This is a genomic window from Clostridium sp. UBA1652 (assembly GCF_002320975.1).
GTDB classification, from domain to species: Bacteria; Bacillota; Clostridia; order Clostridiales; family Clostridiaceae; genus Clostridium_T; species Clostridium_T intestinale.
The window spans coordinates 140,072-160,263 of the sequence record NZ_DCLI01000090.1 but is presented as its reverse complement, the minus strand read 5'-3'; the positions used below and the strand labels follow the sequence as shown (position 1 = coordinate 160,263).

Sequence of the window (20,192 nt, the reverse complement as noted above, 5' to 3'; positions counted from 1 at the left end):
TGAGCCGGTGGTACTTGACTTGGGCAAAAAACCTAATTGGAAAATACTTTTATACAAAAATATAATTGAAGATTTTATATAATATATAAAAATAGTATATATTATATAAAAATGAGAAAGCTACATAGTAGATTATTAAAGATGGAGGATTATAAAATGTTTAAAAGATATGTTGCATCTTTTTTGCTAGTAGCAAGTTTAATATTAAATCCAACAATAGCTAAAGCGGAGGAGGCTAAGGAAAGGATAATACTTATAGATCCTGGTCATGGAGGTATAGATGGTGGAGGTCATGCAAAAGATGGTACTTTAGAAAAAGAGATTAATTTAGCTATAAGCCTTAAATTAAAAAAGGCTCTAGAGGATGAAGGATTTAAAGTGTTTAGTACTAGAGAAGAAGACAAAGGATTATATGATGAGAACTTAAAGGTAAAACAAAAAAAAGTTCAAGATTTAAAAAATAGATGTGAAATGAAAAAAGAAACCAATTGTGATATTTTTATAAGTATACATCAAAACATGTATGTACAGAGTGCAATAAATGGAGCACAAGTTTGGTACGCTTCAAATGAAAAGAGTAAAAGATTAGCAGAATTACTACAAGCTTCGCTAAAAGAAATATTAGAACAAAACAATAATAGAGTAGCTAAAGATTCTAAAGATGATTATAGAATCTTAAGAGATGGATTTGAGGGAGCAAGTGTAATAGTTGAATGTGGATTTTTATCAAATCCGACAGAATCAGAGTTATTAAAAGATGAAAAATATCAGGACAAAATAGTTAGTGCATTAGTTAAAGGAATAAAATCATATTATAAAGAGTAAATAATAATTTCCTGGGAAATTTAAAAGACCTATGTAGAACTAGGTCTTTTTTTAGCTTTCAATATTAGCATTAGCGGTGATTATTTTTATCTTATCAGAACATTTTATCCATATAGTATTACCTCTTAATAGAGAGAGATTAATTTCTTTAGAATTATTTATCATTTTTATATTATTTCCTTCTATATTAAGACGTTGTAGTTTTCCACCAGAAAAAAGTAATCCTTGATTAATACTGTCATTAGATGAGGAAGTAAATTCTATAAGTATATTGGTAAAAGCTAACGGTGTGTTAGAAGTTTTATGAACGTCTTTTACATTTTTAGAAAAATGATAATATTGACCTTGTTGAAAAATAAAACTTGTACTTATAGAATCACTAAAGGGTATAAAAATTGTATCAATATTTTCATTAAATTCATGTGAATCTAAATCAGGAGGATCAATAAAATCAATATAAGGTAAAGTATCTAGAGATATAGTAGAAATATTCTCAATAGATTCCTGAATAGGTATATGTTTATTATAGAATATACCGTCATAACTTAAAGTATTAGATACATCGTTATATGTTTCTATAACAATATCTGCTTTATTAATTCCGTATAGCTCTGTTATATTTGAACTATTATAGCAAACTTTTAATAAATTATACGATGTATTAACATCTTGAATAACTTCACCTGTTATGGGAGAAACATTTATAGAATTAGGTGGTTGAGTAGTTTGATCTTTTACATCTTTTTTTAATAGATTTATATATGAATTATAGCTTACAAAAATTAGGAGAAAACCTATTAATATATAAACAATAAAAGCAAAAAGTTTATCACTATCATTTTTTTTCATACTTAATCCTTTCGAAATATCTTTCTTTAAATTATAATTAACATTATTAAGTAATATTCCATAATATAAATTAAATTTAGATAAAATCTATTTGGGGAGGAAAAAATGAAAGAAATAAATACAAATGAAATAATTAATGGAGTAAAAAAAATATGTATAGAATCTAATTATTATTTAAGTAAAGACATATCAAAAAAACTAAAAAAAAGCAGGGAAGAAGAAACGTTTCCTATAGCAAAACAAATGTTGGATAAAATTATAATTAATTCGGATATAGCGAGTAAAGAAAACATGCCAATGTGTCAGGACACGGGAATGGCAGTAATATTTGTTGAATTAGGTCAAGATATTCATATAGTTGGTGGGGGGTTGAAGGAGGCAATCAATGAAGGAGTCCGCCAAGGCTATAGTGAAGGATATTTAAGAAAATCTGTAGTGAAAGATCCATTAACAAGAGTAAATACTGGGGATAATACTCCAGCTGTTATACATATAGATGTAGTAGAGGGAGAAGAATTAAAGATAACAATAGCACCTAAGGGGTTTGGATCAGAAAATATGAGTAGAATAAAAATGTTAAAACCGTCAGATGGTGTTGAAGGAGTAAAGGAATTTGTGTTAGAAACAGTTAAAATTGCAGGTCCAAATCCATGTCCTCCTATAATTGTAGGTGTAGGAATAGGCGGGACTTTTGAAAAAGCAGCAGAATTATCTAAAAAAGCTCTTTTAAGAAGCATTGAAGAGAGAAATAAGGATACCTATTATAGTGATTTAGAGGATGAATTAATTAGCAAAATAAATAAGCTAGGAATAGGTCCTCAAGGATTTGGGGGTAAAACAACTGCTTTGGGAGTGAATATAGAGACTTATCCTACTCATATAGCAGGACTTCCAGTAGCAGTTAATATAAGTTGTCATGCTACTAGGCATGCAGAGATAATTCTATAGGGAGATAACTGAGATGAATAAGAAAATAGAAACACCATTAACAATAGATAAAGTAAGAGATTTAAATGCAGGAGATATTGTGTTACTATCAGGAGAAATATTTACTGCAAGAGATGCCGCACATAAAAGATTAGTTGAACTTGTTGATAAAAATGAAAAGCTTCCGTTAGAACTACAAGATGCAATAATATACTATGTTGGTCCAACTCCTCCTAAACCTGGAGAAGTAATTGGATCAGCAGGGCCTACTACCAGTTATAGAATGGATTCTTATACACCGAAGCTTTTAGATCTAGGACTAAAGGGAATGATTGGTAAAGGATTAAGAGGAAAAGAAGTAATAGACTCGATGATTAAAAATAGATGCATATATTTTGGAGCTATTGGTGGTGCAGCTGCATTAATGGCTAAGTGTATCAAGAAGTCAGAGTTGATAGCCTATGAAGATTTAGGTGCAGAAGCTATTAGAAAACTTTGGGTTGAGGATATGCCTTTAGTAGTAGTGATAGATTCTCATGGAAATAATTTATACCAAATAGGACAAAAAGAATATTTAGAAACCATTAAGTAAAATATAAAATGAGGATGTTACTATAATTATAGTGACATCCTCATTAAACTATATATTATTAAATCCTTTTCCCCTAACTTCAGAAACATCTATTATAGTTATAAATGCTTTAGGGTCCATAAGCATTATACTATTTTTAAGGTAGATTAATTGTGAAAGTGTAACTATACAGTAAATCATTTTCTTCTTACTATGAGTATATTCACCTTCAGCTGGAAGGGAAGTTACACCTCTATGAACATCCTTAATAATAAATTTAATTATATCCTCTTCCTTTTCAGTTAGAATCATTAAAAGCTTTTTAGATCCAAAACCTTTAAGGACCTTGTCTAATATTAAACTTTGTATGTAAATGGATATAACAGTATATAGGGCTCTTGGGAGGCCAAAGAATATAGCTCCAATAACAACTATTATCATATTTAGAGAAAAACCAAGTTTACCTATATCAAAATTGTTAAAGTTTTTTCTAACAAGCATAGTAATTATATCCATACCACCTGTTGATCCATTTCTAGCAAATACAATACTATATCCAAGTCCACATAACACTCCGCCATATATACAATAAACTAAAATATCATCAACGTTAACGTATATAGGAAGTTTTTCAGTTAATAATAAAGCGATAGATAATGAAAGCATTCCTATTGCTGAGTAAAATGTAAATTGACGACTTAACTTAATATAACTAATGATAAAAAGTGGAAAGTTAATCAGAAATACTGAGTAACCAGCTTTAAAACCAGTTAGATATTGAAGGATTAAAGCTAGACCTGTAGCTCCCCCACTTAAAAGCTTAGCTTGGGCTAAAAACATATTAATGCCTATGGATGCAATAATGCAACCTATAAAAATAAGTATAATGTCTAAGAAAAGAGTTTTTCTATCATTTAAAAAGTCCATAAGATTCTCCTGTAAGTGAAATATTCAGATTTATTATAGTAATAAAACATAAAATAAACAAATACGATTTGTGATGAAAAGTACCGTTATATCCAAATAATTTGATATAATTAAATTATGCGCAGATTATCTATAAAACTTTACTTGCATATTTTAAGAAATTTTTAATAAAAATTTGCAAAATATTTATGAAATTTTTATTAATATATAAGATAGGGGGATGAGAGTAATGGAAAAATATAAAATATTAGTAGTTGATGACGAAAAAGAAATTAGAGATGCAGTTGAGATATATTTAAGAGGAGAAAATCATATCATATTAAAAGCAGAAGATGGGATAGAAGCATTAGAAGTATTTAATGTAGAGAAACCTCATTTAGTTATCCTAGACATAATGATGCCTAAGTTAGATGGAATGAGAACATGTTTAAAAATAAGAGAGAAAAGTAATGTACCTATAATAATGCTATCTGCTAAAGGAGAAGATTCCGATAAGGTACTTGGTCTTAACTTGGGAGCAGATGATTATGTAACTAAACCATTTAATCATTTAGAGCTAGTAGCTAGAGTTAAGTCCCAATTAAGAAGATATGATAATCCGATTATAGCTAAACAAAGAGAAAAAGAAATAGAAGGTGAAATTTTAGTTATAAGGGATCTTGTTATTAATAAAGAGATAAAAAGTATCACGGTAAGAGGCAAGGAAATAAAAGTTACTGCTACGGAGTACAAAATTCTGTTATTATTAGCTTCTAATCCAGGTAGAATTTTTTCTATACAGGAGATATACGAAAGAGTTTGGGATGAGCCTTTTTATAATAGTGAAAATACAGTTACCGTGCACGTGAGAAGAATAAGAGAAAAGATTGAGATAAATCCAAAAGAGCCTGAGTATCTAAAGGTGGTGTGGGGTATTGGGTACAAAATTCAAAAATAGATATATTAGGTGGAAAGATAACGTCTATATAATAGATTTTATTATATGTATATTTATAGTAATATTAACTTTCAATGCTTTGGGAATATTTGTAGAACAGGCATCTAAAGGTGTATTTGCTATGGACGCAATTATTAGTCCAGATAACTATAGAAAGAATAGACTGAAAAAAGAAAGTAAGGTTTTAATTCATAATATTCAAAACCAGTCAAATATTATGAATATGGGAGAAAAATTTATAAAAGATAATAGAAATCTTAGTAATAGCAATATTATAGGAGAAGGATTTTTTATAGGATATTTATACATAATAAAAGATAAAAAAGATGAGAATGGAAAGTACTATTATATAACAAATAGGAGCTGGTTAGCTGAGCAAATTGATGGAGGAGCAGATATCAATACACTTTTTGAAAATTTGCATCAGTCTCAAGGCGTAATATGGTATAGCGTAGATAATAAAAAAAACTTCAATGAAGTTAATAGCATGGATCAAAATATGTTAACTCCTGAGGTTAAAAGAAACATAGAGAATATAACTGAATATTATTTTATTAAAGCAGATTACTATGAAAATTTCATAATAAAAAGCCGGATGTTATTTATAACCTATATTTTAAACCTGTCTTTAGTAATATTAATAATCATTAAGTATGAAGAGTTGATAAAACGCAAGGGGAATAGATTTATAATTGAAGGGATTTATAAAAGCAAATTTGGAGAAACTATGTATTATTTAAAGGAAACTCCAAAAAGATTTTTAAGAAATATAAATAAACGAATAGTTAAATTTACAATTTTTCTTATTATATTTAACATAGCAATTGGGATATTAGAAGCATCTAAATTTTTCACTTTTATAGATAGTGTTATAAACTTATTTACTAATAGATATATAAATAGTTTAATTATGACTAATAAACTTGTGGACATTATTAATTTCTCATCGATTCTTTTCTACATAGGATATTTTATATTCTGTATTCTTAGAAATTATATATTCGTGTATGAATTACTTGATATAGTTAGAGAATTTAAAAATGGGAACATGAATATAAAATTAACGTATACAGATAAAAGAGAGATGAATGAAATAGTAGATGGAATTAAATATATTCAGGAAGAGTATAAAATAATTGCCGAAGAAAGAATAAAGAATGAACAATTAAAAACAGAACTTATATCTAATGTTTCTCATGATTTAAAAACCCCGCTCACTTCGATAATAAATTACGTAAATATACTAGATAGAGATGACATAACATATGAGGAAAGAAAACAATATTTAAAGATACTTGGAACTAAGTCTCAAAGATTACAGGGATTAATAGAAGATTTATTTGAGATGTCTAAATTTAATTCAGGAAAGATTAATTTAGATAAATATGAAGTAGATATAGTTCAATTAGTTCATATGGTAATAGGTGAACAGGAAGATAAACTTAAAGAAAAAGGATTAACAACTAGAGTAATATCTTATAGCGAAAGTGTTTTTATACAGATTGATCCAGATAAAATGGTTAGAGTTTTTGATAACCTAATTGTAAATGCTATAAAATATTCTTTAGCAAACACAAGAATTTATATAGATATTTTTGATGATGGTAATTGGGTAACAATAAGCACTAAAAATATCTCATCTTATGAGATGAACTTTAAGCCTGAAGATATGATGGAGAGGTTTGTAAGAGGGGATAGATCAAGAAACTCTAATGTTGAGGGTTCTGGACTAGGGCTAGCTATAGCTAGGAGTATAGTGGAGATGCATGATGGCGACTTAAAATTAGAAGTTGAAGGAGATATGTTTAAAACTTATGTTATGTTAAAAAAATAAACTTAAAGCAGGGATTGGATATTTTCCTGCTTTTTTGTCGACAAATCATATTATCTAAGTTTTTGTTTTAAAAGATAAAAAATATCAATTACAAGGAAATAATAAGAAAATAAGAGATAACTATAGAAATTTAAATACAAACCAGAATTATTGAAATTTACAAATCTACAAATTACCATTATAATTAACAAGTCAATATATTGTGCATAAATAAAAAGTATGCAATGAATGACCACAATATATAGTGAAGAGGGGAAGAGTGTTATGGATTTGAAAGCTTTATGTGAAATGGCATTAGAGGCAATAGGGAGTGAAAAAGAAGTATATAATGAGGAGAAATTAAAAAACTCTTTAAATAGAATAATAACCCCAGATATGAAGGAGACTGAATTAACAAAAAGTGTGATGCAAATACTGCTTGAATTAACTTCAGGGGAAGAGCCCCAGTGGCAAGTGGGTGCTGCTAGATTATATATACATTTATTATATAATAAAGTAAAGGAAAATAGAGGATTAGAAGAAGAAAACCCTTATGAAGATTTATATGGGTTTATTGAAATATTAACAGATAAAGGTCTTTATGGAAAATACATATTAGATAACTATACAAAGGATGAAGTGCAAGAATTAGAAAAAGAGATAAAACCTGAGAGAGATTTTATATTTACTTATAGCGGAATAAACCTTTTAGATAAAAGATATCTAATTCAAGACTTTAATAGAAAAACTCTAGAGTTACCACAGCAGATGTTTATGGGAATAGCAATGCATTTAGCTATACCAGAAAAAAAGGAAAATAGATTATACTGGGCTAAAAGAATATATGATGTTTTAAGTTCACTAAAAGCTACTATGGCAACACCTACAATGTCTAATGCTAGAAAGCCTTTCTATCAATTAAGCTCCTGTTTTATAGACACAGTAGATGATTCATTGAATGGAATTTATAAGTCAATAGATAACTTTGCTAAAGTTTCAAAGTTTGGCGGTGGAATGGGTATATATATAGGAAAGATAAGAGCACTAGGATCACCTATAAGAGGCTTTAAAGGAGCTTCAGGAGGAGTTATTCCATGGGTAAAGCTATTTAACGATACAGCTGTGGCTGTGGACCAATTAGGTGTAAGAAATGGTAGTGTAGCTATTTGGTTAGATGCGTGGCATAAAGATATGCCGGAATTTCTTCAAATAAGAACTAACAATGGAGATGATCGAAAAAAAGCTCATGATGTATTCCCTGGAATTTGTTATCCAGATTTATTTTGGAAACTTGCAGAAACTAATATAGATGCAAATTGGTATATGATGTGTCCTCATGAAATTAGAAGTATTAAGGGATACTCGCTTGAAGATTTCTTTGGTGAAGAGTGGGAAAAGAAGTATTATGAGTGTGTAGAAGATGAAAGAATAGAAAAAAGAGCGATGATTGTTAAAGATATAGTAAGACTCATAATAAAGTCAGCAGCAGAAACAGGAACACCTTTTGCCTTTTATAGAGATACCGTAAATAAAATGAACCCTAATAAACATAAGGGAATGATTTATTCATCTAATTTATGCACGGAAATAATGCAAAATATGAGCCCAATGGAAATATATAAAGAAGAAATAGTAGATGAGAATGGTGATAAAATAATAATAGAGAAAACAAAGTCAGGAGATTTTGTTGTATGTAATCTATCATCTCTTGTATTAGGTAATATAGAAGTACTAAATGAGGAGGAACTTGAATATGTAGTAGAAACTCAGATAAGAGCTATGGATAATGTTATAGATTTAAATTATTATTCCGTGCCTTTTGCAGAAGTAACTAATAAAAGATATAGAGCTATAGGACTTGGAACATCTGGTTACCACCACATGTTAGCAAACAATAAAATTGGATGGACATCAGATGAACATGAAACTTTTGCAGGTAAAGTTTATGAAAATATCAACTACTTCTCTATAAAAGCAAGTATGAACATAGCTAAAGAAAAAGGTTACTACGAGTATTTTAAAGGTTCAGATTGGGATAATGGAAATTATTTTAAATTGAGAGATTATAACTCACCAAGATGGGAAGAGCTAAAAGAGGAAGTAAAACTTCAAGGTATGAGAAATGGATATTTAATTGCAGTAGCACCAAACGGATCTACAGCGACTATAGCTGGAACTTCAGAGGGGGTTGATCCTGTTATGGCTAGATTCTGGTTAGAAGAAAAGAAGGGAAGTATAACTCCTAAAACAGCACCGAATCTTTCTATGGATAATTATTGGTATTATATATCTGCTTATAATATAGATCAGGCTTGGAGCGTAAAAATGAATGGTGTGAGACAAAGACATATAGATCAAGGTCAATCATTTAATTTATATATAACTACAAACTACACTATGAGACAAATAATGAATTTGTATATAGATGCATGTAAGTATGGAGTAAAAAGTATCTACTATGTAAGATCAAAATCATTAACAGTTGAAGATTGTGAAAGTTGTTCAGCTTAGGAGGGTAAAATGAGTAATTTAATTAATAAAAAGCCATTATTTAATGAAAATGGTGATATAGACACATCTAAAAAACAAATGATAAATGGAAATACTACAAATTTAAATGACTTTAATAATATGAAATATAATTGGGCCTCAGACTGGTATAGGCAGGCTATGAATAACTTCTGGATACCAGAAGAGATAAATTTATCTCAAGATTTAAAGGACTATAAAGTTCTTACAGAGAAAGAAAGAGTAGCTTATGATAAGATATTATCTTTCTTAATATTCTTAGATTCAATACAAACAGCTAATTTAGGGAATATAAACAACTTTATAACTGCTTCAGAAGTAAATTTATGCTTAACTATTCAAGCATTCCAAGAAGCTGTCCATTCTCAAAGTTATTCATATATGTTAGATTCCATATGCTCTCCAGAGAAAAGAAATGAAATATTATACCAATGGAAAGATGATAAGATTCTTTTAGAAAGAAATAAATTCATAGGAAATTTATATAACGATTTTGTAGAATCTCCTACTGAAAGGAACTTTATAAGAGCAATAATGGCTAACTATATATTAGAGGGTGTCTACTTCTATTCAGGATTTATGTTCTTCTATAATCTAGAGAGAAATGGTAAGATGCCAGGTTCGGCTCAAGAGATAAGATATATAAATAGAGATGAAAATACACATTTATGGCTATTTAGAAGCATAATAAAAGAGCTTCAACAAGAGCAACCTCAAATGTTCACTCCTGAAATAGTGGAAGAGCTTAGAGGAATGATTAAAACAGGTGTTGAAAATGAAATAGCTTGGGGGCACTATGTTATAGGAGATAATATAGCAGGTATAAACAAGCAAATGATAGAAGACTATATAAAGTATCTAGGAAACTTAAGAGCATGGTCATTAGGCTTTGAACCGCTATATGAGGGATATGAAGATAATCCAGCTCAATGGGTTGATTTTTATGCAGATGCTAATCAAGTTAAAACAGATTTCTTTGAAGCGAAATCAACAGCTTATGCAAAAGCTGGAGCATTAATAGATGATTTATAAAAAATAAGTAGGAGAAATCCTACTTATTTTCATTAAGAGTATTTTTAATTTTCATGAATGCATAATCTAAGGTAGAATCGAGATTATTTGTATTTTTACCCCCACCTTGAGCGGAAAAAGTGCTTCCGCCACCTTTTCCATCAATAAGGCTAATAGCATCTTTAAGAAGCAAATTCATACTTATAAAGTTAATATTTTTAGAGCAAGAGAATATAAGATTAGCCTTCTCTTGATCTTTCACAGCAAAAAGAGTAATTATATCATTAAAAGCAGTTAATTTGGTAGCTAAGGTGTTAATATATTTCAAACTTTCGCTGGAATAAGTTTTCTTAACCACAGTGATACCAGATATTTTTTCACTTTCTTCTAAAATATCTTTAATTTCGTAATTAGATATCTTATCTTTAAGAAGTCTATTTTCTGCTAGTATTTTGTTTAACTCGTCTCTTTGTTTTTGAATTTGATCTATGGCTTCGGCTTCACTACATTTTAGCAAAGAGCATATTTCAGTAGAAAATATGTATTTTTGAAGACTTTCTTTTATTGCTCTCTCTCCACATAAAAAGTGTATTCTAGTGGAATTCTTATATTTTTCCCATTTGAGGATTTTAATCAATTGTACTTCTATAGTGGATTTAGGATGTAATCCACAGCAAGGATTAAAATCAATGTCTCCAATTTTAACTACACGTATCTGTTCGTTTATCTTAGGTGAAATTTTCTTTATAGGCATTTTTTTAAGCTCTGATTTAGTAGGATAGAGAAATTCTACAGTTATATTATCTAATATCAGGCTATTAGATAAATTTTCAGCTTCATCAATTTGATCTTTAGTAAAAAACTTATCAATATCAATAGTGCAGATAGATTCTCCTAAATGAAAACCAATAGTAGAAGCATTAAAAAGCTTAGAAAAAGAAGCAGAAAGAATATGCTGGCCTAGATGCTGCTGCATAATATCAAATCTTCTTTTCCAATCTATAGAGCACTTAACTCTGTGGATTTTAATAGGTTTAACTGAACTCACATGATAAACATCGCCGTTTTCCTCATATACATAATTTATGGGTGAGGCCTCTATAGTACCAGTATCAGAAGGTGCGCCTCCTCCTTCAGGATAAAAGTAGGTCTTATCAAGTTTTATATGAAATTCATTATTTTTTTCTATTACTTCAAGTACTTCTGCAGTAAAAGTTTTTTCGTATTGATTATGGTAATAAAGTTTTTCCATTTAGTATCTCCTTTTAATTTGAGTAAGAATTAATCCTCTAGTAGAAACAAAAACACTTCTTCTAAAGACAGACCATAGTAAGAGGAACTAAGGGTTTTAAATTTTTTACTTAGTTTACTCTTTATATTCTTAATATAAGAAAGTCTAAAAGGTAAGTATTTTTCGATAGTATTTATATATTCTTTAGAATAATATTCTCTGTTATCAACAATAGCAAACAATATCATTTGAATGCAATTATCCTTAATGAGTTTTTTTAACTCATTAGATTTAGAATACTTAAAACAATCAGCTGTATCAACTACATAGTATACTAAATTAATCAGTTTATTAGTAATTGAGTCTAAAGGGTATTTACCGGCTAGTTGAGACATTATCGTCATATGATTATTCTCTAAATCTTTTTTTATATCTTGAAGATCATCACAGAGTTGAAGGAAAAAGCCATAGCCATAGGAGAAGATTTCCTCTTCTTTAGTAAGTGAACCATCTATTAGATAAGCATCTGCTAAAACAGAAGTGCCTCCTTTTTCAATGGATATACCAAGTATATCACTTTCATATGGAAGGGTAATTGCATCTTGTTGAAGCAGACTTCTTTCTTGTGCATTGTGAATTAGTAGAAGACTCTCATATACAAGTGGATAAGACTCGCGATTAAATACCGATTCTATATGCGAAACTAAGTCAAAAATAATATCTTCATTGGGATTTTTTGAAATTACAGGTTCTCCTTTTAACCTTTTAGAAAAATTCAAGTTGAAAGTTTTTTTTGTGGTTAAATCAACAGTAGTATCATCTAAAAAATTATCGGTGTAGGGATAAAGAAGGCTGTAGCCTGAAATAGCATCAGTTAATTTCATTGGGAGATTTAAAATTTTTTGAAAAATGTTAACTATCCATACGTTTCGTAAAGCTTGCCCTATATCCTCAAAAGATAAGGAAGAATCTAAATTTTTGCACTTTTTGATAAATAATTTAGTGCTGATTATAAACTCTTCTTTCATTGTTTTATCTAGAGTACCTAGACTGAACATTTCATTTTTATAAATTGTAGAATCAATAAGTTTATAAAAATCTTCTTTCCACTCCAATCGTCTATTTACATCTTCTGGAAATTGATTGATATGTTTTAAAAAGATATCAATTTGTGAGTTGAAAAGTTTTTCGTTTTGTATCTTATTCCAGTAATCAGTAGAAGTTAAATTAAAGTTTAACTCAGTACTAGAATTCCACCAAAGTTCTCTATAAAGAGAATTTAAAAAAGCTATATTAATAAAATAAGTCATAAAGTTCAAATATCCTCCAAAGTAATTAATACTATTTTATCATAATGGAAGGCATATTAAGACCGTTAGTATATAAAACTTTTCATAAGGATATCTTAAATTTTTCTGAAATAAAAAAATCTGGAGTAGGAATGAATCTCTACCTCCAGATATAAAAGCTTACTATAAAACATATTTAAATATACAAAAATAATGAGATAATGTACCTAATAATATGAAGATGTGGAATATCTCATGAAAACCTAAGTGTTTAAAAGTTAGGAATTTTGGTTTAACTGCATAAATCACACCACCAACTGTGTATAAAATTCCACCTAATACTAAAAGCAAAACCCCATTAAGAGATATGGCAGAATATAAAGGAACTATAGCAAATACAGCTATCCATCCCATAAGTATATATATTAAGGTTGAAAGCCATCTAGGACAATTGAACCAAATCATTTTAAAGGATATTCCAAGAACAGCTATTGTCATTATTATTGCAAATAATACCCAACCTGTAACGCCGTTTAAAGCAATTAAGCAGATGGGGGTATATGAACCAGCAATAAGTACAAAAATCATTGAATGATCAAGTTTTCTTAAAAAGCTTATTACCTTGTCAGAAGCAATAACCATGTGATAAGTAGCAGAAGCAGAGTAAAGCAGTATCATGCTAATACCAAATATTATTACTGCAGCGATATTTAAAGGTGTGGCCGCGGAAAACGCTATTTTAACGATCATAGCAATTAATCCAACAAGTGAAGCAATAGCACCAAATAAATGAGTTAATCCATTTATAGGTTCTCTAATATATTTATTCATGATAAAACCTCCTAGTGACAACATGTAGTTACAATAACTATGTTATATATTGATTATATTATGATGGTATTATATCCATATGTCAATAATATATTACCATATTTATTAAAAAATTTTCTTACGGTAATATTAAATTACAATTAATGTCGATAATTTATAAAGTATATGATATAAATATAATAGAATGTAGTAAATAAAACTACACCTTGGAGGGTTACATGGATAAAAATGAATTAGATAAATTGATAGATAATTTGTATTTAGATGAAATTATTGAATTAGATGAAATACCAGAGCTAGATTTATATATGGATCAAGTAATTCAGTTATTCGAAAATAAATACAATAAAACTTTAAGGACTGAAGAAGATAAAGTTTTAACCAAAACTATGATTAACAACTATGCAAAAGATAAAATATTTATGCCCATAAAAAACAAAAAATATTCTAAAGAACATCTGATACTTATATCTCTTATATATGAATTAAAGGGTTCTTTATCTATAAGCGATATAAAAAAAGTTTTAACTCCAATAGTTTCAACTTTAAATAATAATGAAGAGTATGACATAAGAAGTTTATATAGAGATTATACTGAAGTATATGGAGAAGATGTAAATCTTTTTAAAGAGAGTGCCGCAGATAGGTTAAAATACATAGAAGATAAACTTAAAATTGAAAAGGGTATATTAGATGGATTTAATAGAAAATTAATTTTATTAAGCTCACTAGTTAATATGAGTAACTTTTATAGAAGGCTTGCAGAGAAGGTAGTTGATGATATAAATAGTTCAGATAAATAAAAGGAGGTTACATTTGCAGTTAAAACTCGCTTATGTAGCCTCCTGTACCCTATTTATTAACTTCAATTCCGTATTTTTTACACTTCAAAGATATGGTTCTATGAGTTAAACCTAAGGCTTTACCAGCCTTATTATAACTACCATAAACTTTCATGGCCTTTTCTATAATTATCTTTTCGTACTCTTCGAAAGTTAGAAGTTCATCTTGATCAAGCGGTAAGAGACTTTCTTTATGTTTTCCATCTTCTCTAAAATAGTAGGGGAGATCTCTTGGAGTTATTATGTCTCTTGAAGATAGGTTAATAGCTCTTTCAATTATATTTTCTAACTCACGTATATTACCAGGCCAAGAGTAATTTATAAGATGATTTAAAGCTTCTTTAGTTATTCCTTTTATATTTTTATTTAATCTAGAGTTCATTTTGTGTATAAAAAACTCTACTAAATCAGGAATATCTTCTTTTCTATCTTTTAGTGGAGGAAGTTGAATGCATAGAACATTAAGCCTATAATATAAATCCTCTCTAAATTCTCCGTTTTTAATCATTTCTTCTAAGTTTCTGTGAGTTGCAGCAATTACTCTAACATCTATCTTTTGTGGTGCAATTCCACCTATGCTTTCAACTTCTCTTTCTTGAAGAACTCTAAGTAACTTCACCTGCATAGATAGTGGCATATCGCCTATTTCATCTAAGAAAATAGTTCCGCCGTCAGCTATAGTAAACTTACCAGGTTTTGATTTAATTGCACCTGTAAAGGAACCTTTCTCGAAACCAAACAATTCACTTTCTAACAAGTTATCAGGTATAGCAGCACAATTCACTTTTATAAAAGGTTTATTGTTTCTATTTGAATTTTGATGGATAGCACTAGCTATAAGCTCTTTTCCTGTTCCACTATCACCTCGTATTAAAACTGTAGAAGTACTTTCAGAAGCTTTTTGAGAAATATATAAAATATCTTTTAAAGAGGAACTTATTCCAATTATTCCGCTGAAAGCTTTTGAGTTAAGAGTGTGTTTTAAAAGCTCTTCTTTATAATACTTAAGTTGTTCTTCAGATAACTCTAGTTTATTAACTAAGTCCTTCATCTCAGAAATTACCTTGGAGGTAGATAAAACTCCTTTGAATTCTCCATCTATAAATAAAGGAGTGACTGTAGAAATAATATCTATATTATTTTTTGTATGGACAACATTTTCAACTCTTTCTTTAGTATTAAAAACTTTAACTCTCAATCCATCTTGGGATATATCAAAAATGCTTTTGCCTAAATAGTTGGAACTATCCCCTAAATAATTCACATAAGCAGGATTAGTATAATTAATAAAACCATTCTCATCAACAAAGCAAATTAGGTCATGGGAACTTTCAAGGATTTTTTTGAATTTTTCATTTAATTCTTTCATGCCGACTATGTCAGATACATCTTGAAAAACTCCACAGGCACCAATAAGTTTGGAGTTGTTAAAAATAGGACTGCGATTTACTGTGATAATCTTTCCGTTTATATGCTGAATCTGCCCAAATTGCTTTTGAGGATTAGCTATTATATTAGGCAGTTTAGTATTATGTACTATCTTTTCAATAGATTTACCTATGGATTTAACATGTTCCTTTTCAAATACCTTAAGAGCATAATCATTTATGTAAGTTATATTTGAGTTTAAGTCAATTACAACGATTCCTATTGGAATAGAGTCTAAAATTTGTTCGTTAGCTATTTTACTCTCTTCTATGAATACATCAATTTGTTCCATCATAGAGGAATTAAGATTAACCTTAGTTAGTATATATGAATAAAGCTCATCTAGCGCAGCTGTAGCAGCTTCGGTATGTTCTTTTACCCCTATATTTATAGATTCTTTATAATGAACCTTTAAAGAAAGTAGAGCAAGCATAGAAACTCCAAGCCAGTCAGTTTTAGGTGGCTTTTGAATATAAAGATTAACATTATATTTAGATTTTAGCTTATCTACTTTATTAACTATCATGGCTGCAATTCTAGTATGAAGTCCGTTGGGGTCTAAAATTGATATAGATTTTGTATACATAAGACCACTCCCTGATAAAATTTATCAAAAATAATAGGGTTGATAAAAAATATCAACAATATAATTTTAACATAAACCCTTAATATAGCAAGGGTTTTGTATTTTCTTGATAAAAAGTATCAGGCAAATTTGAATTTAAGATAAATTTTTCAACAAAATATTAAGTAATTGTAAAATAAAGTTAAAAGTGTGAATATACATTTACTATAAAAACATTTACATTTCATATAAATTTAAAAAAGTGTGTTATAATATTATTGTTTGTGTTGAAAAGAATATATTTGGCATTATAATTGCTTGTTATTTATATGGTGATTTATTGAGAAATATATAAGCTAATAGCTATTTTTATAAGGAGGAATTCTAGTATGAAAAAAGGAATTGCAGCTTCTAAAGGTTATTCTATAGGAAAAGCATATATACAAGAACATGAAGAAATAATTATAACTGATGAAAAAGTAAGTGATATAGCAGGTGAAAAAGAAAAATTACATATAGCATTAGACGCATCAAAAGCTCAATTAGAGAAAATAAAAGAAAAAGCTGCTAAAGAAATGGGTGAAGAAAAAGCAGCTGTATTTGAAGCTCATATAACACTTCTTGACGATCCAGAATTCAGTGGACAAATGGAAGCGGAAATAGAAAACAATAGCTTAAATGCTATGAAGGCTGTAGAAGGTGTTACTAACACATTTGTAATGATATTCGAATCTATGGATGATGAATACATGAGAGAAAGAGCAGCTGATATAAAAGACGTATCTAGCAGAATAATAGCTAACCTTGCAGGAAAAGGCGGGGATGCATTCTCTATAACTGAAGAAGATACAATAGTTGTTGCACACGACTTAACACCTTCAGATACTGCTCAATTAGATAGAAGTAAGGTAATAGCTTTCTTAACTAATATAGGAGGAAGAACATCTCACTCTGCGATAATGGCTAGAACTTTAGAAATTCCTGCTGTTGTTGGATTAGGTGATATAACTACTTCTGTTAAAGCTGGAGATACAATCATAGTTGATGGTATAAATGGAGATGTTATCATAAATCCAGATAATGCTACAATAGAAGAATATAAAGCTAAAAGAGAAAACTTCTTAAAAGAACAAGAAGAGTTAAGAAAATTAGTAGATGTTAAAACAGTTACTAAAGCTGGTAAAAGAGTTGAAGTGTGTGGAAATATCGGTAAGCCAGAAGATGTTCTTCAGGTATTAGCAAACGGTGGAGATGGAGTAGGTCTATTCAGAACTGAGTTCTTATATATGGATAGAGATAGTGCTCCAACTGAAGATGAACAATATGAATCATATAAATATGTTCTTGAGAAAATGGAAGGAAAGCAAGTTGTAATAAGAACTTTAGATATCGGTGGAGATAAAACTCTTCCATACCTACCATTACCACAAGAAATGAATCCATTCTTAGGATATAGAGCAATAAGACTTTGTTTAGATAGAAAAGAAATATTTAAAGTTCAATTAAGAGCTTTATTAAGAGCTTCTATCTATGGAAATCTTGCAGTAATGTTCCCAATGATTTCTGGCTTAGAAGAATTCGAAGCTGCAAGAGAAGTTGTAGAAGAATGTAAAGTTGAGTTAAAAGCTGAAGGAAAAGAATACTCAGATAAAATTCAATGGGGTATCATGGTTGAAATTCCAGCTGCAGCTGTTTATGCTGATGAACTAGCAAAACATGTTGACTTCTTCTCAATAGGAACAAATGATTTAATTCAGTACACACTTGCTGCTGATAGAATGAGTGAAAAAGTATCATACTTATATAACCCAATGCACCCAGCAGTATTAAGATTAATAAAGATGACAATAGATGGTGCACACAAACATGGTAAGTGGGTAGGAATGTGTGGAGAAATGGCTGGTGATGAAACAGCTATACCTACACTAGTAGAATATGGCTTAGATGAGTTCTCAATGAGTGCTTCATCAATGCTAAATGCTAAAAAATTAATAATGGAGCAATAGATATATAGATAGCTCTTTAATCAAAATGCGTATTGGAGAAGTGAGAAATCACTTCTTCTTTTTTTATCTTTAAATGTCCGAACATTNNAATGTTCGGACATTTAAAGATGAAAATTGCTATAGAAGGCAACGTATATTTTTTTATAGGAATATTTATGTGGAATTTTATTTAAAATATAGATATAATATAATTTATATTTGACTTTTTATTTATTTCATTGGGGTGTTTTATTAAATAAAAAGGGGGAGCGTAATGAAAAAGATAAAGATTGCCTTATTAGGTTTAGGTAATGTAGGAAGAGGAGTTTGGAATATAATTAACGAGAACGGAGAAGAGATAAGAAAGCGTTCTGGTTATGATGTGGAAATTTCTAAGATTCTAGTTAGAGATAAAGATAAGGCTAGAGGGGTAGAGGTTCCAGAAGAAATACTTACAACAAATTACTCTGATATAGTAGAAGATAAAGAAATAAAAATAGTTGTAGAGCTTATGGGAGGAGTAAATCCTGCCAAAGAATATATGCTTGAGGCGATGAGTAAGAAAAAACATGTAGTTACAGCTAACAAAATGGTTTTAGCAACTGAAGGAGAAGAGCTTTTTGAGGCAGCAGATAGAGAAGGCGTTATGTTCTATTATGAAGCTTCTGTAGCAGGCGGAATTCCTATAATTCAAGGTGTTAATGAAAGTTTAGCTGCAAATAAAATTGAACAAATTTATGGAATAGTAAATGGAACAACTAACTATATATTATCTAAAATGGAACTGGAAGATATGGATTTTGATGATGCTTTAAAAGAAGCTCAAGAAAAGGGCTATGCAGAAGCAGACCCAACATCGGACATAGAAGCATATGATGCAACTTATAAATTAGCTATAATATCATCTTTAGCCTTTGGAACAAAAATAAGATATGAAGATATCTATAGAGAAGGAATTACTAAAATAAATTCTATGGATATAAAATATGCTAAGGAATTAGGTTTTGTAATAAAGCTTTTAGCTATTGCTAAAGATGTAAATGGAGAATTAGAACTAAGAGTACATCCAACACTTATACCTAAAACTCATCCACTAGCAAATGTTTATGATTCTTTTAATGCTATATTCATTAAAGGAAATGCAGTAGGAGATTTAATGCTTTATGGAAGAGGAGCAGGAGATTTACCGACCGGTTCAGCTGTGGTTGGGGATATACTTTCTGTATTGAGAAATGAAAGCAATCTAGAAAATTATTCTGCTATAAAGAATAATTTATGGGAAAGAAATCTTAAACCTATGTCAGAGGTTAATAGAAGATATTATTTAAGAATAACAGTAAAAGATAAACCAGGAGTATTAGGAGATATAACTACTATCTTTGGTAAAAATAATGTGAGTATGAGATCAATTATTCAAAGAGAGAGAGAAGCAGATAGTGCTTCATTAGTTATAATAACTCACCATACTAAAGAAGGAGATTTAATGAATTCTGTAGATAGAATAAAGGAATTAGACTCCTTGGAAAGTGTGGATAATATACTTAGAATAGAAAGTTTTAATAGTAAATAATATATTTAAAGAGCTTTGTATCAATAATATAGATATAAAGCTCTTTTTTGTGATGTTTTATT

At 29.3% G+C, this 20,192-nt stretch carries 16 protein-coding genes; 10 read left to right on the top strand and 6 right to left on the bottom strand.

The annotated features are described in order from the left end of the window. The first annotated feature begins 156 nt into the window (after window positions 1-156). On the top strand, window positions 157-825 hold the full coding sequence (gene cwlD / locus B3N22_RS20175) for an N-acetylmuramoyl-L-alanine amidase CwlD (protein WP_286909977.1): 669 nt from the start codon (window positions 157-159) through the stop codon (window positions 823-825). Window positions 826-876: 51 nt separating this feature from the next. On the opposite strand, the gene B3N22_RS20170 is transcribed toward cwlD, so the two are convergent. Beyond that, window positions 877-1,674 carry a hypothetical protein gene (locus tag B3N22_RS20170; RefSeq protein WP_286909975.1) on the bottom strand — a complete coding sequence of 266 codons (798 nt, stop codon included), beginning with the start codon at window positions 1,672-1,674 and terminating at the stop codon, window positions 877-879. Window positions 1,675-1,779: 105 nt separating this feature from the next. Between B3N22_RS20170 and B3N22_RS20165 the strand changes: the two genes are divergently transcribed. After that, on the top strand, window positions 1,780-2,622 hold the full coding sequence (locus tag B3N22_RS20165; RefSeq protein ID WP_286909972.1) for a fumarate hydratase: 843 nt from the start codon (window positions 1,780-1,782) through the stop codon (window positions 2,620-2,622). A 13-nt stretch (window positions 2,623-2,635) separates the two neighbouring features. Continuing rightward, the gene (locus tag B3N22_RS20160) at window positions 2,636-3,193 is read left to right on the top strand and encodes a Fe-S-containing hydro-lyase (RefSeq protein WP_286909970.1); all 558 of its coding nucleotides are present in this window, start codon (window positions 2,636-2,638) and stop codon (window positions 3,191-3,193) included. Between the two features lie 48 nt (window positions 3,194-3,241). On the opposite strand, the gene B3N22_RS20155 is transcribed toward B3N22_RS20160, so the two are convergent. Next, window positions 3,242-4,099 (bottom strand): YitT family protein, encoded by an 858-nt coding sequence (locus B3N22_RS20155; RefSeq protein ID WP_286909968.1) that lies wholly within the window; start codon window positions 4,097-4,099, stop codon window positions 3,242-3,244. A gap of 229 nt (window positions 4,100-4,328) precedes the next feature. Here B3N22_RS20155 and B3N22_RS20150 point away from each other — a divergent pair, with 229 nt between their 5' ends. From B3N22_RS20150 to B3N22_RS20135, 4 genes are all read left to right on the top strand, one after another. Further along, window positions 4,329-5,036 (top strand): response regulator transcription factor, encoded by a 708-nt coding sequence (locus tag B3N22_RS20150; protein ID WP_286909965.1) that lies wholly within the window; start codon window positions 4,329-4,331, stop codon window positions 5,034-5,036. Further along, window positions 5,014-6,870, top strand: a complete 1,857-nt coding sequence (locus B3N22_RS20145) for a sensor histidine kinase (protein WP_286909962.1) — start codon at window positions 5,014-5,016, stop codon at window positions 6,868-6,870. Before B3N22_RS20150 ends, B3N22_RS20145 begins: the two co-directional genes overlap by 23 nt. Window positions 6,871-7,134: 264 nt before the next feature. Beyond that, window positions 7,135-9,360 carry a ribonucleoside-diphosphate reductase subunit alpha gene (locus B3N22_RS20140; protein WP_286909960.1) on the top strand — a complete coding sequence of 742 codons (2,226 nt, stop codon included), beginning with the start codon at window positions 7,135-7,137 and terminating at the stop codon, window positions 9,358-9,360. 9 nt (window positions 9,361-9,369) lie between these two features. Next, complete coding sequence (locus B3N22_RS20135; RefSeq protein ID WP_286909959.1) at window positions 9,370-10,410, top strand: ribonucleotide-diphosphate reductase subunit beta; 1,041 nt, start codon at window positions 9,370-9,372, stop codon at window positions 10,408-10,410. Window positions 10,411-10,429: 19 nt separating this feature from the next. On the opposite strand, the gene B3N22_RS20130 is transcribed toward B3N22_RS20135, so the two are convergent. The 3 genes from B3N22_RS20130 to trhA form a co-directional block, all read right to left on the bottom strand. Further along, on the bottom strand, window positions 10,430-11,641 hold the full coding sequence (locus B3N22_RS20130; protein WP_286909958.1) for an alanyl-tRNA editing protein: 1,212 nt from the start codon (window positions 11,639-11,641) through the stop codon (window positions 10,430-10,432). Between the two features lie 29 nt (window positions 11,642-11,670). Then, the gene (locus tag B3N22_RS20125) at window positions 11,671-12,930 is read right to left on the bottom strand and encodes a hypothetical protein (protein WP_286909954.1); all 1,260 of its coding nucleotides are present in this window, start codon (window positions 12,928-12,930) and stop codon (window positions 11,671-11,673) included. A 162-nt stretch (window positions 12,931-13,092) separates the two neighbouring features. Beyond that, window positions 13,093-13,740 carry a PAQR family membrane homeostasis protein TrhA gene (gene trhA, locus B3N22_RS20120; protein ID WP_286909951.1) on the bottom strand — a complete coding sequence of 216 codons (648 nt, stop codon included), beginning with the start codon at window positions 13,738-13,740 and terminating at the stop codon, window positions 13,093-13,095. Between the two features lie 218 nt (window positions 13,741-13,958). On the opposite strand from trhA, the gene B3N22_RS20115 reads away from it, so the two are divergent. Then, on the top strand, window positions 13,959-14,543 hold the full coding sequence (locus tag B3N22_RS20115) for a DUF1836 domain-containing protein (RefSeq protein ID WP_073021380.1): 585 nt from the start codon (window positions 13,959-13,961) through the stop codon (window positions 14,541-14,543). A gap of 49 nt (window positions 14,544-14,592) precedes the next feature. On the opposite strand, the gene B3N22_RS20110 is transcribed toward B3N22_RS20115, so the two are convergent. Beyond that, window positions 14,593-16,596 (bottom strand): sigma 54-interacting transcriptional regulator, encoded by a 2,004-nt coding sequence (locus tag B3N22_RS20110; RefSeq protein WP_286909949.1) that lies wholly within the window; start codon window positions 16,594-16,596, stop codon window positions 14,593-14,595. 368 nt (window positions 16,597-16,964) lie between these two features. On the opposite strand from B3N22_RS20110, the gene ptsP reads away from it, so the two are divergent. Further along, on the top strand, window positions 16,965-18,581 hold the full coding sequence (ptsP, locus tag B3N22_RS20105) for a phosphoenolpyruvate--protein phosphotransferase (protein ID WP_238903468.1): 1,617 nt from the start codon (window positions 16,965-16,967) through the stop codon (window positions 18,579-18,581). A 253-nt stretch (window positions 18,582-18,834) separates the two neighbouring features. Beyond that, window positions 18,835-20,130, top strand: a complete 1,296-nt coding sequence (locus tag B3N22_RS20100; RefSeq protein WP_286909946.1) for a homoserine dehydrogenase — start codon at window positions 18,835-18,837, stop codon at window positions 20,128-20,130. Window positions 20,131-20,192 lie beyond the last annotated feature (62 nt).

Excerpts from the sequence above, each read along its gene's own strand:
- cwlD (WP_286909977.1), top strand. The coding sequence starts at position 157 with ATGTTTAAAAGATATGTTGCATCTTTTTTGCTAGTAGCAAGTTTAATA.
- B3N22_RS20170 (WP_286909975.1), bottom strand. The coding sequence starts at position 1,674 with ATGAAAAAAAATGATAGTGATAAACTTTTTGCTTTTATTGTTTATATA.
- B3N22_RS20165 (WP_286909972.1), top strand. The coding sequence starts at position 1,780 with ATGAAAGAAATAAATACAAATGAAATAATTAATGGAGTAAAAAAAATA.
- B3N22_RS20160 (WP_286909970.1), top strand. The coding sequence starts at position 2,636 with ATGAATAAGAAAATAGAAACACCATTAACAATAGATAAAGTAAGAGAT.
- B3N22_RS20155 (WP_286909968.1), bottom strand. The coding sequence starts at position 4,099 with ATGGACTTTTTAAATGATAGAAAAACTCTTTTCTTAGACATTATACTT.
- B3N22_RS20150 (WP_286909965.1), top strand. The coding sequence starts at position 4,329 with ATGGAAAAATATAAAATATTAGTAGTTGATGACGAAAAAGAAATTAGA.
- B3N22_RS20140 (WP_286909960.1), top strand. The coding sequence starts at position 7,135 with ATGGATTTGAAAGCTTTATGTGAAATGGCATTAGAGGCAATAGGGAGT.
- B3N22_RS20135 (WP_286909959.1), top strand. The coding sequence starts at position 9,370 with ATGAGTAATTTAATTAATAAAAAGCCATTATTTAATGAAAATGGTGAT.
- B3N22_RS20130 (WP_286909958.1), bottom strand. The coding sequence starts at position 11,641 with ATGGAAAAACTTTATTACCATAATCAATACGAAAAAACTTTTACTGCA.
- B3N22_RS20125 (WP_286909954.1), bottom strand. The coding sequence starts at position 12,930 with ATGACTTATTTTATTAATATAGCTTTTTTAAATTCTCTTTATAGAGAA.
- trhA (WP_286909951.1), bottom strand. The coding sequence starts at position 13,740 with ATGAATAAATATATTAGAGAACCTATAAATGGATTAACTCATTTATTT.
- B3N22_RS20115 (WP_073021380.1), top strand. The coding sequence starts at position 13,959 with ATGGATAAAAATGAATTAGATAAATTGATAGATAATTTGTATTTAGAT.
- B3N22_RS20110 (WP_286909949.1), bottom strand. The coding sequence starts at position 16,596 with ATGTATACAAAATCTATATCAATTTTAGACCCCAACGGACTTCATACT.
- ptsP (WP_238903468.1), top strand. The coding sequence starts at position 16,965 with ATGAAAAAAGGAATTGCAGCTTCTAAAGGTTATTCTATAGGAAAAGCA.
- B3N22_RS20100 (WP_286909946.1), top strand. The coding sequence starts at position 18,835 with ATGAAAAAGATAAAGATTGCCTTATTAGGTTTAGGTAATGTAGGAAGA.